Raw genomic sequence first — 15,426 nt, forward strand, 5'->3', positions numbered from 1 at the left:
CCGCAGGAAAACCACCAAAGCTCGCACTCGTCGCCATCGCCAGACGCATCGTCGTCACCGCAAACGCCCTCCTACGCGACAACGTCACCTTCCAAACCTGACCAGCCCTCAACACAGTTGCCGGATCGCATTCCGCTGTCGCTGCATGCGTCCGGGGCGCGAGGGGCGCTCGCCCCTCAGCGGCGCATCTGCTGGAGCAGGACGAGGTCGGGGTAGCCGTCCGGCAGCAGGCCGGCGCGGGCCTGATAGTCCTGGATGGCGACGCGGCTCTTCTGGCCGAGGATGCCGTCCACGTTGCCGATGTCGTAGCCCATCTGGGCGAGGCGGCCCTGGATTTCCTGCCGCTCGGCCTTGGAGAGGCCGCGCTCCTCCTTCGGCCAGGACTGGACGAAGGCGCCGCCGCCGCGCAGCCGGTCGGCGAGATGGCCGATGGCGAGGGCGTAGGCGTCGGCCGGATTGTACTTCAGGATGGCGTCGAAGTTCCGCATCATCAGGAAGGCGGGGCCGTTGGCGCCGCCCGGCAGCAGCAGATAGGCGGTATCGGTGGGGCGCGGGAAGGCGACGCCGTTGGCGCGGCGCACGCCGAGGGCGTTCCATTCCCCCAGCGTCTTCTTGTTGCTGCGGCTGGCGAGGCGGTAGTCGAAGCCCTGCGGCAGCGCCACCTCATAGCCCCACGCCTTGCCGAACTCCCAGCCGTCCAGCTTCAGATTGTTGGCGGTGGAGGCGATGATGTCGGGGATGGAATCCACCACGTTGCGCTTGCCGTCGCCGTCGAAGTCCACGGCGAAGCGCTGGAACGAGGTGGGCATGAACTGGGTGGGGCCGAACGCGCCCGCCCACGACCCCTTCAGATGGTCGTAGGGCACGTCGCCCTTTTCCAGGATCTGCAGGGTGGCGATGAACTCGTCGCGGAAATAGTCCTGCCGCCGGCCGATGCAGGCGAGGGTGGCGGTGGATTCCAGCACGTTGCGCCGGCCGATGCCGTCCGGGTCGCCATAGGTGGATTCAATGCCCCAGATGGCGGTCACGGCGTAGCGGTCGACGCCATAGGCCTTTTCCGCCCGGTCGAAGATGGGCTTGTAGCGCTCCAGAATCTCCCGGCCCTTCTTCACGCGCGTCTCGGTGACGAGCATGTTCACATAGGCGCCGATGGGCTTGGAGAATTCCGGCTGGCTGTCGAGATAGTCCATGATCTTCATCTGCGGTTGCAGCGAAGCGGTGTACGTCTCGAAGGTGCGGCGGGAGACGCCCTTGGACTGGGCCAGCGGCCACAGATTGGCGATGCACTGGGGGAAGTTCGCCTCGGCCTGGGCGATGGCCTGCGGCGTCATCAGCGGATGGCCGGCGCCGGCCGGCGGGGTCTGCTGGGCTGGCGGGAAGCCGAAGATGGAGCCGGTCGTCTGGGCCTGTCCGGCGGCGGGGCTGACGAGACCGGCAAACAGCGCGAGCGTCACGGCCACGCCGCTTCCGAAGGTGGTCCTTTCGCGCGTCGTCGATGCCATCTTGAAAACCTTCCGTTTCCGGCCTGCCACGAGGGCACCGGGATGATCGTCTGAGGCTCCTACTGGGCGGCAATATGGTTGCGTCGCGGTTAATGGATGGCAAGTTTCAACGGCTGGTATGCTGTTGGGGCGGCGTTAACCGAAGTTGGGGAACACGGCCGAGATCTCTGCCGTTGCCACTCGGCTGCCATAGGGGCAGGAAAGGTTTCCAGGCGGCGGCGTGCCGCGCAGGGCGCCGTCCGCGCCGAGCTGTGCTAGACGACGGGCGTGGGTATTCAGGAGGGGCATTACTCAAGATGCGTAGACCCATTCGCAAGGCGATCCTACCCGTCGCGGGCCTCGGCACGCGCTTCCTTCCGGCGACCAAGGCGGTGCCGAAGGAGATGCTGACGGTGGTGGACCGGCCCGTCGTGCAGCACGTGGTGGACGAAGCCCGCGCCGCCGGCATCGAGCACATCGTTTTCGTCACCGGCCGCAACAAGGCGGTGATCGAGGACCATTTCGACCGCCAGTTCGAGCTGGAGCGCACGCTTCAGGAGCGCGGCAAGGTCAAGGAGCTGGAGCAGCTCGACCGCGACACGCCCAAGGCCGGCACCACCTCCTTCACCCGCCAGCAGCTGCCCCTGGGCCTCGGGCATGCGGTGTGGTGCGCGCGCGACATCATCGGCGACGAGCCGTTCGCGCTGCTGCTGCCGGACATGCTGCACATGCCCAAGGCCGGCAATGGCAACGGCCACGGCTGCCTCGGCTCCATGGTCGAGGCCTACAACGAGACCGGCGGCAACGTGGTGGCGGTGTACGAGGTGCCGGACGACCAGACCCACCAGTACGGCATCGTCGGCACCGGCGCCGATGCGGCGAAGGGCGCCAAGGCCATCACCCAGATGGTCGAGAAGCCCAAGGCCGGCACCGCGCCGAGCAACCTCGCCATCTCCGGCCGCTACATCCTCCAGCCCGGCATCTTCGACCTGCTTGCCAAGCAGGAGCGCGGCGCCGGCAACGAGATCCAGCTGACCGATTCCATGCTGAAGCTGAAGGAAACCGAGCCGTTCTACGCGGTGCGGTTCGACGGCTCGGTCTATGACTGCGGCTCGAAGATCGGCTTCCTCATGGCCAATGTGGCCTATGCGCTGTCCCGCCCCGACATCGAGGGCGAGTTCCGCGCCGAGCTGAAGGCGATGCTGGGCGGGAACTGAGGGCGTTCGGCGCCCCCGACCGCTTTCAAACCGACGGCGTCATGGCCGGGCTTGTCCCGGCCATCCACGTCGGGTCGAAAGAGCCGGGCGCCGCGGATTTATTCCCAGCCGAACCCCGTGGATGCCCGGGACAAGCCCGGGCATGACGGTGGCGCGGGGCGGCGAGGGCGGTTTAGCCTATTCCGCCGCCACCGCCGTCGGGGCCGGCGGGTTGCGGAAGCGGGCGAGGAGGTCCTTTTCCTCGGCCTTCGCGGCTTCGAGGTGCCGCACCTTCACAGGACCGAAGCCGCGGATCTTCTCCGGGATGGAGGCGATGGCGACGGCGAGCGCATGGTTGGCGGGATCGAGCTTCGCCAGCAACTCTCCCACCGTGCGCTCATAGTCCGCGATCAGCGCCCGCTCGGTCCGGCGTTCTTCCGTGTAGCCGAACACATCCAGCGCCGTGCCGCGCAGGCCCTTCAGCTTCGCCAGCAGGGAAAAGCCCTTCATCATCCACGGGCCGAGGGTGATCTTGCGCAACTCCCCCGTCGCGTCGTTGCGGCGGGCGAGGAGCGGCGGGGCGAGGTGGAACTCGAACCTGAGATCGCCGTCGAAGGCCGCGTCCGCCTGGGCGCGGAACGCGCCGTCGGCATAGAGCCGGGCGACCTCGTATTCGTCCTTGTAGGCCATGAGCTTGTAGAAATTCTTCGCCACCGCCTCGGCGAGCCCGCCGCGACCGGGCGTCTTGGCCTGCTCGGCCGCGCGCACCTTGTCCTCCAGCGCGGTGTAGCGGGCGGCATAGGCGGCGTTCTGGTAGCGCGTGAGATCTGCGACGCGCCGGGCGATCACCTCGTCGAGGCTCTGGGAGAGGCGCCGGGCGTCGCTGGAGACAGTCCCCTTGGGCGTGGCGATGGCCTCCACCGCCTTCGGATCGTGGGCGGCGCGGCGGCCCCAGAGGAAGGCGGCCTTATTCATGGCCACCGCTTCCCCGTTCAGCTCGATGGCCCGCTCGATGGCGGCGGCCGAGAGGGGCAGGGCGCCGAACTGGTAGGCATAGCCCACCATGAAGATGTTCTGCGCCAGCGCATTGCCGAACAACGCCTGGGCGAGGCGGCTCGCCTCGATGAAATGGGTCTGCGGCTCGCCCACCAGATCGCGGATGGTGCGCTTGATGCGCTCGGTGGGCAGAGAATAGTCGGCATTGCGGGTGAAGTCGCCGGGCAGCACCTCGTGGGTGTTCACCACCACGATGGTCTTGCCCGGCTTCACCGCCGCCAGCACCTTCTTGGTGCCGGCCACCACCAGATCGCCGCCCAGCACCACGTCGGCGCCGCGCGCTGGGACGCGGATGGCGGTAATGTCGGCGGGGTCGTTGGCGAGGCGGATGTGGCTGTAGACCGCGCCGCCCTTCTGGGCGAGGCCGGCCATGTCGATCATGCCGCAGGCCTTGCCTTCCAGATGCGCCGCCATGCCGAGGATCGCGCCGATGGTGACGACGCCGGTGCCGCCGACGCCCGTGGCGATGACGCCATAGGTGCCGTGGATCTCGGGATGCGCCGGCTCCGGCAGTTCCGGCCAGCTGTCGGCGCCGGCCGCCGCGCCGGCGCTCTTCTTCGGCTTGGCGCCCTTCACGGTGACGAAGGAGGGGCAGAAGCCGTTCACGCAGGAGAAGTCCTTGTTGCAGGACGACTGGTCAATCTCGCGCTTGCGGCCGAATTCGGTCTCCAGCGGCTGCACGGAGACGCAGTTGGACTTCACCCCGCAATCGCCGCAGCCCTCGCAGACGCGCTCGTTGATGAGCACCCGCTTGTCCGGATCGGGGAACTGGCCGCGCTTCCTGCGCCGGCGCTTCTCGGAGGCGCAGGTCTGGTCGTAGATCATCACCGTGACGCCGGGAATGGCCGCCAGCTCCCGCTGCACGGCGTCCAGCTCGTCGCGGTGGTGGATGGTGAGGCCGGCAGGCCAGAGGGTGTTGGCGGGGTATTTCCCCGGCTCGTCGGTGACCACGACGACCCGCTCCACCCCTTCCGCCGCCACCTGCCGGGCGATGACGGGCACGGTGAGGTCGCCGTCATGCTTCTGGCCGCCGGTCATGGCGACGGCATCGTTGAAGAGGATCTTGTAGGTGACGTTCACTTTGGCGGCGCAGGAGGCGCGGAGCGCCAGATAGCCCGAATGGTTGTAGGTGCCGTCGCCGAGGTTCTGGAACACGTGGCCGCGCTTGGAGAAGGAGGATTCGCCGATCCAGTTGGCGCCCTCGCCGCCCATCTGGGTGAAGCCGGTGGTCTCCCGGTCCATCCACTGCACCATGTAATGGCAGCCGATGCCGGCGTAGGCGCGCATGCCCTCGGGCACCTTGGTGGACGAATTGTGCGGGCAGCCGGAGCAGAAATAGGGAATGCGCGTCGCCACGTCGGAGGTGGCGGCGAGCACCCGCTGCGCCTCCTCCAGCTCCGCCACGCGCGCGGAGATGTCCGGGATGTCGCCATAGGCGAGGAGCCGGCGGCCGAGCTGAATGGCGATGTCGTTGGGGTCGAGCGCGCCCTTCACCGGGAACAGCCAGCGGCCCTGCTCGTCCTTCTTGCCGATGCAGACGGGCTGGTTGGCGGTGCCGTACAATTCCTCGCGCACCTGCACCTCAATGAGGGAGCGCTTCTCCTCCACCACCATGATGAGGTCGAGGCCCTTGGCGAACTCGTAGAGGCCCTGCGTTTCCAGCGGCCAGGGACAGGCCACCTTCCAGATGCGGATGCCGAGATCGTTGGCGCGCACCTCGTCGATGCCCAGCTCGTCCAGCGCGAGGCGGACGTCGAGGTACGACTTGCCCACGGTGGCGATGCCGATGCGCGGGCGGGCGCCGCCGGAGGTGATGAAGCGGTTGAGGCGGTTGGCCCTGAGGAAGTGCAGCACCGCGTCGCGCTTGAACTCCTGAAGCCGCTCCTCCTGCGCCAGCGGCGTGTCGCCGAGGCGGATGTTGAGGCCGCCGGGGGGCATCTCGAAGCCCAGCGCCGGCTCGATGCGCACGCGGTCCAGCCGTCCGTCCACGATGCCGGTGGACTCGATGGTGTCCTTCACCGCCTTGAGGCCGACCCAGGTGCCGGCGAAGCGGGAGAGCGCCCAGCCGTAGAGGCCGTAATCGATGATCTCCTGCACGCCCGCCGGGTTCAGCACCGGGATCATCACGTCGACGAAGTGGAACTCGCTCTGGTGGGCGGTGGTGGAGCTTTCGCAGGTGTGGTCGTCGCCCATGAGGGCCAGCACGCCGCCGTGGCGGGAGGTGCCGGCGTTGTTGGCGTGGCGGAACACGTCGCCGGAGCGATCGACGCCCGGCCCCTTGCCGTACCAGAGGCCGAACACGCCGTCATACTTGCCTTCCCCGCGCAGTTCCGCCTGCTGGGAGCCCCACAAAGCGGTGGCGGCGAGATCCTCGTTGAGGCCGGACATGAACTTGATGTCGTTGGCCTTGAGCACCTTCTCGGCGCGCAGGAACTGCTGGTCGAGCCCGCCGAGGGGGGAGCCGCGATAGCCGGTGACATAGCCGGCCGTGTTGAGGCCGGTGCGCCGGTCGCGCTCCTTCTGCATCAAGGCGAGGCGGACCAGGGCCTGCGTGCCCGATACGAACACGCGCTCCTGGGACAGGTCATATTTGTCGTCGAGCGAAACAGGCTTCAGAGCCATCGCGACGCCTCCAGCGGGGCCGGGCAGGGGACGGCGTCGCGTGGAAATCACGCGCACCGTTCGCCTTTAGGCTGGCACGGAGTGTCGCACCCGGCAATTTCGTTGTTCCAATTCAAGGCGCAACGAAATTGCCGAAAAGCTGGGCGTGACGAATTTTGGTGCATCGCAACCGAATTTGGCTGCGCTGCGGGAGCTTAGCCCGGCAGCAGGCGCTCGCTTTCGAGATAGCCGGTGAGCAGGCCGAAGCCGAACAGCATCACCAGCAGGGCGGCGCCAAGCTCCACCCCCAGCCGGGCCATGACGGACCATTTGGTGTCCCGCCCGGCGATGCGGACGGCAAGCCGTTTGCCATAGACGGCGATGGCCGCGATGGCCGTCACGGTGGCGGCGGTGCCGAGGCCCATGGCGAAAGCGGAGGCGACGCCGCTCAGGAACACGCCCTGCGACAAGGCGAAGGTGAGCACCAGAATGGCGCCGGAGCACGGCCGCGCCCCGGCCGAGACCACGGCGATGGCGGCGCGCTTCCATCCGCCCTGTCCCGCGAGGAGCGCGGGGTCGGGGGCGTGCTTGTCGCCGCAATCGCAGTCGGCGGCATGGATATGGCCGACATCCCCCCGCGCCGCAGCAACCAGGGCGCGGCCCTTCACGATCGCGAGATAAAGCCCGAACAGGCCGATGCCGCCATAGGCCGCGACTTCCACCACCGTCATGGCCTGCGCCATGGAGACGGCGGTCGCCCCCAGCGCCAGCGCCAGGATGCCGACGAACAGGATGGCCGCCACCGCCTGCACCATGCCGGCGGCCAGCGACAGGGCCGCGCCCCGGCGCAGCGTGCCGCCATCGGCGAGGAGATAGGAGGAGATCACCGCCTTGCCGTGTCCGGGGCCGGCGGCATGGAACACGCCGTAGGCGAAGGACAGGCCGGCGAGGAGGAAGGTGGCATTGCCATCCTTCTTGGCCGCGCGCACGGCCCCCACCAGCGCGCGGTAGAATTCCGACTGCTTGGCGAGGATGAAGCCGGTGATGCCGGAGGGCGGGGCGCCGCCGCCGCCGAGGCCGAAGGGCGTCGCCTTTGGTCCGCCGCCCCCGGGCGGGCCGAAACCCTGCGCGAAGGCGAGGTCCGGATAGAGCACCAGCGCCACCAGCAGAGCGAACAGCACCACCGCGCCGAGCCCGAGAACGATCATCCCCGCCCGGCGCATCCGCCCGGGGACCGCCGCAGGGAACCCGCTCACGGGCACTTCACCGTGATCTTGTCCGCAAACTGGGCGCCGTAGGTGCTGCCCGCGGTCAGCCCGGCAAAGAAGGCCTCATTGAGCGTCGAGCTGGCCGGCGGCTCCGGCGAGGTGACTTCCTGCGTGCAGCCGGCCGGCGCTGCGACCATCTTCACCGGATCGTTGTCGGCGAAGGAGAAGGAGACGAACACGGTCGGATCATAGATCTCGATGGTGGCCGCGCCCTTCACCGCGATGGGCTTGGCCAGCGGCAAGGTGAAGTGCAGGGTCAGCAGCTCGTTCTCGTAGGTGAGGTAATAATCCACCGGGTCCTTGAAGGCGAGCTTGCCGGTGGCGGTCTTCCCCCGGACGAAATAGTCATATTCCTTCAAGGAGGTGACATTCACCTCGGCGAGCGGCTTCAGCACGTCGTCGCCATAGCTGCCGTCCTTCTGCTTCTCCAGCCCCTGCAAGGCGAAGGCGGTGAAGGCGTCGTCGAAGGTCCAGGCCTGCTTGAGGGCGGTGAGCTTGCCGTCGGCGCCGTAGACCACCTCGGTCTTCATGGTCACCCAGACGTGGGGATGGGCCTCCGCCACCCCGGGCAGGAGCGCCGCGGCGAGCAGCATGACGACGGGCAGCAGGCGCGCCAGCATCCGAATCTACTTCCTTGTGTCGGGGCGAACCCCTCTCAGGTCGCGCGAGACTTCGGCGGAATGGTGACGCCGGTCCCTACAGGCCCCATGACACGCGGATATGACACGCGGGTGTGACAGGGCCTGCCTGTGCGTCATATTCCGTGCGTCACATCGGCCGGCGCACCCTTACCAAGGGTCAGCTGTCCTCGTGCTTCGGTTTTTCCGCCGCGCGGCGGCCGAAGTCGGGGGCGGCGGTCTCCTGGCCCTGCTCGATGATGGAGCGGCGGATGGCGCGGGTGCGGGCGAAGTGCTCGAACAGCACGTCCCCGTCGCCGTAGCGGATGGCCCGCTGCAACGCCGTCAGGTCCTCGGTGAAGCGGCCGAGCATCTCCAGCACGGCGTCCCGGTTGGTCAGGAACACGTCGCGCCACATGGTGGGGTCGGAGGAGGCGATGCGGGTGAAGTCGCGGAAGCCGCCGGCGGAGAACTTGATGACCTCGGAGGTCAGCGTCTCCTCCAGATGCGCCGCCGTGCCCACGATGTTGTAGGCGATGAGGTGCGGCACATGGCTGGTGATGGCCAGCACCAGATCATGGTGCTGGGCGCTCATGGTCTCCACATTCGCCCCCGCCGCCCGCCACAAGCCGACGATGCGCGCCACCGCCTCGGGGGCCGCGCCCTCTGGCGGGGTGACGATGCACCAGCGGTTCTCGAACAGGGTGGCGAAACCCGCGTCGGGGCCGGAAAACTCGGTTCCGGCCACCGGATGGGCGGGGATGAGATGGGCGTGGGCCGGCACATGGGGGGCCATGGCCTCCACCACGAAGCCCTTCACCGATCCCACGTCCGAGAGGATGGCGCCGGCCTTGAGGCGCGGCCCCACCACCTCGGCGACCTTGCCGGAGGCGCCGACCGGCACGGCGACGACCACGATGTCGGCGCCATCCGCGGCTTCGCCCGCATCCTGCGTCACCACGTCGGCGAAGCCGAGCTGCCGCACGCGGTCGCACACGGCGGGGTCGGCGTCGGCGACGACGAGGGTGCCGGCGAGATGCTTCTCCCGCGCGGCGCGGGCAAGCGACGAGCCGATGAGACCCGCGCCGATGATGGCGAGGCGCGGCACGAGGGGCTGGATCACTTGGTGGGCCCCTTGGTGGTCCCCGCCGCTCCGCCGGCCATGAACTCAGTCAGCGCGGCGACCACCAGCTCGTTGGCCTCCTCAGTGCCCACCGTCATGCGCAGGGCGTTGGGCAGGCCGTAGCTCGCCACCTGCCGCAGCACCAGGCCACGGCGCATGAGGAAGGCATCCGCCTCCTTCGCCGTGCGGCCGGGCTCCTCCGGGAAGTGGATGAGCAGGAAGTTGGCGACGGACGGCGTCACCTTCAGCCCGAGCGCCTCGATCTTGCCGGTGAGCCAGGGCAGCCACTTGGAATTGTGGGCGACCGACTTCTCCACATGGGCGGCATCGGCAATGGCCGCAGCGCCCGCCAGCAGGGCCGGGGTGTTCATGTTGAACGGCCCGCGGATGCGGTTCATGGCGTCGATGACATGGGCCGGGCCCACCGCCCAGCCGATGCGCAGCGCGGCGAGGCCGTGGATCTTGGAGAAGGTGCGGGTCATCAGCACGTTCTCGGCGGAGAGCGCCAGCTCCAGCCCGGTCTCGTAGTCGTTGCGGCGGACATATTCGGCATAGGCCGCGTCCAGCACCAGCAGAACGTTGGAGGGCAGGCCCGCGTGCAGGCGCTTTACCTCGTCGAACGGCAAATAGGTGCCGGTGGGGTTGTTCGGATTGGCGAGGAAGACGAGCCGCGTCTTCGGCGTCACCAGCGCGAGCAGCGCGTCCACGTCGGCCGTGAGGTCGCGTTCCTTCGCCACGACGGGCACGCCGCCAGCGGCCAGCGTCGCGATCTTGTAGACGAGGAAGCCGTGCTCCGAATAGATCACCTCGTCGCCCGCGCCCACATAGGTGTGGGTCACGAGGTTCAGGATCTCGTCGGAGCCGGCGCCGCAGATGATGCGCTCGGGATCAAGCCCATTGGCCTTGGCGATGGCCTCGCGCAAAGCGCGGGCGGAGCCGTCGGGATAGTCCTCCAGCTTGAGCCCGGCCTCGGCGAAGGCGGCGACGGCCTTCTCGCTCGGGCCAAGGGGGGTCTCGTTGGAGGAGAGCTTGAACACCTTCTCCACCCCCGGCGCGTGGCTCTTGCCCGGCACATAGGCCTCGATGGCGAGCACGCCCGGCTTCGGCTCAGGCCGGCCGGTGGGGATCGGGTCGTTCAGCACGGCGGACATCTCGGGTAACTCCAGACAATCTTTCTTCACGGCCGGGCGGCGGGGCGCACCACCTTGTGGGTGGCGGCGTGGCTGCCCACCTCGGCGACGGCGCGGATGCCCGCGCCCGCTTCAGTGAGGGCGCCCGTCACCTCGTCCACGGCATGGCCGGGGGGCAGGGACACCAGCAGAGCGGCGCCGTCGAGGGCTTCATCCGGCGCCACCACCACCTCGGCGAAGGCGGGTATGGCACGGCCGGCGGCCGCGCTCCATCCCGTCACGCGCAGCGAATAGACGCGGACCTCGCGCACGGCGGCATCGGCGATGGGGTGGGACACCACGAACACCGGCAGGCCGGCGGGGTGGTCGTCGCGCTCCACGAAGGGCAGGCGGGCGATGATCTTGGGCGCGCCTTCCGCCTCCAGCGCCGTCCACCAGGGGTCGGCGGCAGACGGAGAGGGGGCGGCGGCCAGCAGGCCGAGATCGCCGCGCGAGCCGGCCACCGCATCGATCACGCCGCGCGCACCCATGTGGGGCAGGAACGGCACGGTGAAACCGAAATGGAAGCGCGCGCTGTCGCGCATGGGCGCCTCGCCGCCGGAGAGGTCGGCGTGCACGGAATAGGGCGCCTGCACATAGGTGAAGGTGGCGATGATGACGCGCCAGATGCTCTCCACCGTATCGAGCGGCAGCAGGCCGTGGTGGCGCTCCACGAGCCGGCGCATCATGTCCGCCTCGCGGGCGGGGCGGAAGGCGGAGCCGCCCTCGGTGCCCTGCGTGTGCTTCACCTGCACCAGGCGGTCGATGATCTCGCTGCGCTCCATGAGCAGCTGGTGCATGGCCGCGTCGATGCGGTCGATCTCGGAGCGCAGGTCGGCCAGTGAGAGCGGAGCGTCGGAGAGGGGAGCGTCGTTGTGTGTCATTGGCGTTCGCGCGTCTGGAGCGCGACGCCCTGGCGGATGAAGTCCGTCCGCCGGATGAAACGCCCCTCCAACTCGGGGACGGAGACCGCGGGACCCGATCCGCCTGCGTCGCAGGCTTCCGGCACGCCCTCCAGCCGGCGAGGCTTACCGGGAACGGGCGCGGGAATCAAAACTTTGTTGCGCGCCGTGCCGGTATCCAGGCGCTCTAGCGCTTGAAATAGCCCTTCACCAGATGCTGCGCGACGAAGGCGTCGATGGCGGCGTGGATGGTGTCCCAGCGGGGCAAGGCGTTCGCCGGCACCTCCACGGCGGCGGACCAGACGGGCGTCTGGAACCAGAGCTGCGCGCGGGCGTCGGCGACATCGGGGCTTGCCGGCAGGCGGGCGAGCACGCCGCGATCCTCGGAGATGCGCACCAGATAATCGCCGCCCGCTGCCGGAAACCGCTCCAGATCGTTGAGGAAGCCCTGCCGTTTGTCCTCCCGCCGCACGCTGGCGATGGTCTTGGTCATGCCGGCGAAGTCGGGGTGGGGGCCGAGATGGAAGGCGGTGACGCGGATGGTCGGGTCATCCCCCGCCGGTGCGGCTTCCGCAGTCCCTGCCGCACGCGGCGGCGCGACGCCGGGCGTCGCGGCATGGGCCGCCATGGCGGTGGCCATGTCCGAGAGGGGGAAGGCGAAGGCGGTCTCTCGGCTGCGGATGAGGCAGCCGAGCAGGCCCAGCTCCCGCGGCGCGAGGGCATAGCGCGCGGGGAAGGCGAAGAGGTCGTCCCCGGCGCGGTAGAACAGCGTCTCGCCATATTTGGCGACCGCCGCCTGCCGCGCCTCTTCCGCCTTGCCGGACGGGACGGAGGCGGGTTGGGCGGGAGGCTTCGCGGCGGGTTTCGCGACCGGCACGGGCTGGCAGAGCGCGGGGGGAATGTCGGGAACGGGAGCCATCCCGCAACTCTACTCCGTCAGGTCAGGCCGATGCGATAGGTCTGGGGAAACGGCGTGCCCGCCATGTCCACCGGCGCCAGCGGGCGGGCGGAGGGGCGCAGCAGCACGCGTTTCACGATCTCCGGGATCATGGTGCCGCCCACATAGCGGCCGAGGCATTCGTGGTGCCCGTAGCCGAAATGCAGGTAGGTGTGGAACGGCCGATCCGGCTTGAAGGCGTCCGGCTCCGGCACGAAGTCCGGGTCGAACATGGCGGAGAGGCTCAAGGGGAGCACCACCGTGCCCTTGCCCAGCACCTTCTCCCGCGCCGTGCCCTTGGCGAGGGTGTAGGTCGCCGCCGCCTCGCGGAACATGAAGGCGACGATGGGCGAGAAGCGCAGCGCCTCCCACACATAGCCGTCGAACACGGCGTCATCCCCCGCCTTGGCGGCGGCCCGCGCATCGGCCAGCACTTCCGGCCGGGCGAAGAGTTCGGCCAAGGCGTTGATGGCGGCTTCCGCCGTGGTCTCGATGGCGCCGATGAGCAGGCCACCGATATTGATGACCACCCGGTCCATGCCGAAATGGTCCGCCGCCGGCAAATTGAGGCTGAGGATGCGGGTGAGGCTGTCGTCCGGCGCGGTGCCGGCCTTGATCTCGGCGATGCGCGCGGGGATGAGGGCGGCGAACAAGGCGCGCAGCTTCACCCGGCTGTCCTCCGCCGCCTTATGGATGGCGTCGGCGTCCGGGCGGTCGTCGTAGGGCAAATTGTTGAACTGGTCCATCTGGTTGGCATAGGACCAGTCGAGCAGGTCGGCGTCCGGCCCCTTGATGCCGAAGAAGCGCTGCACGATGCGCAGGGGCACGAGCCGCGCCAGCTTCTGCACCGCCTCGATCTCGGACCCCGCCGCATTCAGCGCGGCGTCGGCGATCTCGGCCACGGCGGCGCGGATCTTCGGCAGGTCGTCCCAGGCGAGGATGGCGCGCATCACGGACTTGTCGCGGTAGTTCACCACCGTCTCGTCCATGGCGAGCATGAAGTCGCCCATCTTGGGCTTGTAGAGATCGACGGTGAACACCTTCGGCACGGACAGGATCTCGATCACGTCCGCCCGTTTGGCGATGAGCGTCACCTCGCTGGTCTCATAGACCGGGGCGTGGGCGCGCAGCTCGGCGAAGAAGGGGCGCGGCTCGCTGGAAATCCAGCCCCGCGCCAGCGGCCAGCGCTCGGCGGGGCGGACGGCGGCGAGCTTGTCGAGATAGGGCGTGTAGGGGCGCACGCGCGCCGCGGCCTCAGGGACGGACATCGGGCCCCTCCAGGATCTTGAGGTATTCGATGATGGCATAGCGATCCTCGGGGGAGAGCTTCGCCCCGGTGGGGAAGGCGTGGCCGCGATTGGAATTGCCGGGCAGGGCGGTGTCGAAGCGCGACACGCGCACCCGCTCCGCCTCGGGGATCGAGTCGTAGGACGAGACGAAGCCCAGCTTCTCCGCGTCGAAGCGCTTCGAGCCCACATAGAACACCGCCGGGCGCTCCTCCTCGGGGGAGAGCAGGTCATAGATGGTGGGCACCGAACCGTTGTGCAGGAACGGCCCCGTCGCCCACACGCCGGCCAGCGGGCCGGCCTTGTAGCTCGGCGGCAGCAGCCAGCCGGATTGCGGCGTGTCGCTGCCGGGGGCGAAGCGCCAGCCATAGGCGGCCTTGCGGGCGTCGCCGGTGATGCCGCGGGCGCGCAGATTGTTCTCGGTGAGGGTGGTCACCGCCGCCAGCAGCAGCGAGCCGGCGAGCACTTCCTTGCCGTCCTGGGAGTGCGGCGCGGCCCCGAGCAGGGGCGCGAAGGGGCCGGGCTTGGCGTAGCGGGTGATGAAGTTCATCGCCATCTTCGGGTCGGTCTTCACGGTGTCGATGTTCACCATGGAGACGGCCAGCCACTGCCGCCCGCCCTCGGTCTCGGCGGCCGGGGTGAGGCGATAGTCGGGGCCGCCGTGGCAGCCGGCGCAATTGGCCTTGAACAGCTCGGCGCCGCGCTTCGCCTTGGCGGTGTCCACCTTGCCCAGCTCCTTCTCCGGCCACGGCGGCGGCTTCAGCGTGGAGACCCAGGCTTCCAGGTGGACCAGATTGTCGCCGAGCGCCGTGGAGCTGGCGTCCCTGAGGTTGCCGTTGGCGAAGTCCGGATGGCCGAACACGCCCAGCACCTCGCCGAGATTGCGGCCGAGCGGGTTGCCGGCGACGCCGTTCCACTGCACGTAGCGCTGCCAGGGCGTGGTCCACAGGAAGGGGTAGCTCACCGGCGCGTCGGGGATGCGGTAGTTGGCCGGCTCGTTGAGCGCGGTGGCGGAGACCGCGTTCAGGATGTGGCCGAAGGCATCAAGCCGCCCGCGCCCGTAGGGCACCGGCGTCCAGGAGGCGGCCTCCAGCCGCCGGATCTCGGTGGCGAGAGCTTCCAGCGCCGGGCGCACGGCCTTCGGGTCCATGGCCACGAGCCGCGCCGCGAAGCGGTGGAACTTGGCGGGATCGGCGAGGGTGATGTCGAGCGCCTTGCTGAGGCGCGCCATCAGAAGCTGGTAGTCGCCCTGCGAGGCGCCGCCGTCGATACGGATGCGCGCGCCGGTCTTCGCCTCGATGTCGGCGGTGTGGCAGGCGGCGCAGGTGAGGCCGACCATGGGGCCGAGCGCGCTCGTGCCGGGGCGCGGGTCCTTTACGAAGCCGATGGGCAGGCCGTCCGGATTGAGGGCCGAGGGGCCGTCCGCCGGCAGGAAGCCCATCTCCGCCACATGGGCGGGATCGAGGAACAGCTTGTCGGACAGCGGCTGCTCCAGCGCCCGCAGCATGGCGTAGGGCATCAGCTGGGAGCCCTGGGAGGTGAAATAGAACTGCTCGCGCATCTCCTTCGACCAGCCCTGGTCGAGCGGCTGCGCCTTGCCCGGCTCGGCCGGCGCCTCGTTGCGCGACATGATGGCGTCGGTGAGGGCGGCCAGCCCCAGAAACCCGATGATCCCCGCCCCGAGGATCAGACCCTTGCGCCCCAGCATTCTTGCCCCCGGATCGTCCTGCGTCTGCGGCCCCTGCCGGAAGACGCCCGTTTGAACCCCTCAATCGTGAGCGGCCGCGCCA

At 69.1% G+C, this 15,426-nt stretch carries 11 protein-coding genes; 1 reads left to right on the forward strand and 10 read right to left on the reverse strand.

The features are described 5' to 3' along the window. Positions 1 to 176: 176 nt before the first annotated feature. Positions 177 to 1,502, reverse strand: coding sequence for a lytic murein transglycosylase (locus tag EJ105_RS26430; RefSeq protein ID WP_250168692.1), 1,326 nt, complete (start codon positions 1,500 to 1,502; stop codon positions 177 to 179). Between the two features lie 296 nt (positions 1,503 to 1,798). Here EJ105_RS26430 and galU point away from each other — a divergent pair, with 296 nt between their 5' ends. Continuing rightward, the gene (gene galU / locus EJ105_RS26435; protein ID WP_029555883.1) at positions 1,799 to 2,698 is read left to right on the forward strand and encodes a UTP--glucose-1-phosphate uridylyltransferase GalU; all 900 of its coding nucleotides are present in this window, start codon (positions 1,799 to 1,801) and stop codon (positions 2,696 to 2,698) included. Between the two features lie 177 nt (positions 2,699 to 2,875). Here galU and EJ105_RS26440 read toward each other — a convergent pair whose 3' ends face one another. From EJ105_RS26440 to EJ105_RS26480, 9 genes are all read right to left on the reverse strand, one after another. Next, complete coding sequence (locus EJ105_RS26440; RefSeq protein ID WP_250168693.1) at positions 2,876 to 6,355, reverse strand: indolepyruvate ferredoxin oxidoreductase family protein; 3,480 nt, start codon at positions 6,353 to 6,355, stop codon at positions 2,876 to 2,878. 194 nt (positions 6,356 to 6,549) lie between these two features. Next, positions 6,550 to 7,542 (reverse strand): nickel/cobalt transporter, encoded by a 993-nt coding sequence (locus EJ105_RS26445; protein WP_250168694.1) that lies wholly within the window; start codon positions 7,540 to 7,542, stop codon positions 6,550 to 6,552. A gap of 44 nt (positions 7,543 to 7,586) precedes the next feature. Next, positions 7,587 to 8,222: a DUF1007 family protein gene (locus tag EJ105_RS26450; protein ID WP_029555880.1), complete on the reverse strand. Its 636-nt coding sequence runs from the start codon at positions 8,220 to 8,222 to the stop codon at positions 7,587 to 7,589. Between the two features lie 178 nt (positions 8,223 to 8,400). Beyond that, positions 8,401 to 9,342, reverse strand: coding sequence for a prephenate/arogenate dehydrogenase family protein (locus tag EJ105_RS26455; RefSeq protein ID WP_250168695.1), 942 nt, complete (start codon positions 9,340 to 9,342; stop codon positions 8,401 to 8,403). Beyond that, positions 9,339 to 10,493, reverse strand: a complete 1,155-nt coding sequence (hisC, locus tag EJ105_RS26460) for a histidinol-phosphate transaminase (RefSeq protein WP_250168696.1) — start codon at positions 10,491 to 10,493, stop codon at positions 9,339 to 9,341. Before hisC ends, EJ105_RS26455 begins: the two co-directional genes overlap by 4 nt. Positions 10,494 to 10,519: 26 nt before the next feature. Further along, positions 10,520 to 11,395 carry a chorismate mutase gene (locus tag EJ105_RS26465; RefSeq protein ID WP_029555877.1) on the reverse strand — a complete coding sequence of 292 codons (876 nt, stop codon included), beginning with the start codon at positions 11,393 to 11,395 and terminating at the stop codon, positions 10,520 to 10,522. A 205-nt stretch (positions 11,396 to 11,600) separates the two neighbouring features. Further along, the gene (locus EJ105_RS26470; protein WP_250168697.1) at positions 11,601 to 12,332 is read right to left on the reverse strand and encodes a hypothetical protein; all 732 of its coding nucleotides are present in this window, start codon (positions 12,330 to 12,332) and stop codon (positions 11,601 to 11,603) included. 17 nt (positions 12,333 to 12,349) lie between these two features. Next, positions 12,350 to 13,618, reverse strand: a complete 1,269-nt coding sequence (locus EJ105_RS26475; RefSeq protein ID WP_250168698.1) for a cytochrome P450 — start codon at positions 13,616 to 13,618, stop codon at positions 12,350 to 12,352. After that, complete coding sequence (locus EJ105_RS26480; protein ID WP_250168699.1) at positions 13,605 to 15,344, reverse strand: di-heme-cytochrome C peroxidase; 1,740 nt, start codon at positions 15,342 to 15,344, stop codon at positions 13,605 to 13,607. Before EJ105_RS26480 ends, EJ105_RS26475 begins: the two co-directional genes overlap by 14 nt. Between the last annotated feature and the right edge of the window lie 82 nt (positions 15,345 to 15,426).

The organism is Xanthobacter aminoxidans (genome assembly GCF_023571765.1).
GTDB classification, from domain to species: domain Bacteria; phylum Pseudomonadota; class Alphaproteobacteria; order Rhizobiales; family Xanthobacteraceae; genus Xanthobacter; species Xanthobacter aminoxidans.

Excerpts from the sequence above, each read along its gene's own strand:
- EJ105_RS26430 (WP_250168692.1), bottom strand. The coding sequence starts at position 1,502 with ATGGCATCGACGACGCGCGAAAGGACCACCTTCGGAAGCGGCGTGGCC.
- galU (WP_029555883.1), top strand. The coding sequence starts at position 1,799 with ATGCGTAGACCCATTCGCAAGGCGATCCTACCCGTCGCGGGCCTCGGC.
- EJ105_RS26440 (WP_250168693.1), bottom strand. The coding sequence starts at position 6,355 with ATGGCTCTGAAGCCTGTTTCGCTCGACGACAAATATGACCTGTCCCAG.
- EJ105_RS26445 (WP_250168694.1), bottom strand. The coding sequence starts at position 7,542 with ATGATCGTTCTCGGGCTCGGCGCGGTGGTGCTGTTCGCTCTGCTGGTG.
- EJ105_RS26450 (WP_029555880.1), bottom strand. The coding sequence starts at position 8,222 with ATGCTGGCGCGCCTGCTGCCCGTCGTCATGCTGCTCGCCGCGGCGCTC.
- hisC (WP_250168696.1), bottom strand. The coding sequence starts at position 10,493 with ATGTCCGCCGTGCTGAACGACCCGATCCCCACCGGCCGGCCTGAGCCG.
- EJ105_RS26465 (WP_029555877.1), bottom strand. The coding sequence starts at position 11,395 with ATGACACACAACGACGCTCCCCTCTCCGACGCTCCGCTCTCACTGGCC.
- EJ105_RS26470 (WP_250168697.1), bottom strand. The coding sequence starts at position 12,332 with ATGGCTCCCGTTCCCGACATTCCCCCCGCGCTCTGCCAGCCCGTGCCG.
- EJ105_RS26475 (WP_250168698.1), bottom strand. The coding sequence starts at position 13,618 with ATGTCCGTCCCTGAGGCCGCGGCGCGCGTGCGCCCCTACACGCCCTAT.
- EJ105_RS26480 (WP_250168699.1), bottom strand. The coding sequence starts at position 15,344 with ATGCTGGGGCGCAAGGGTCTGATCCTCGGGGCGGGGATCATCGGGTTT.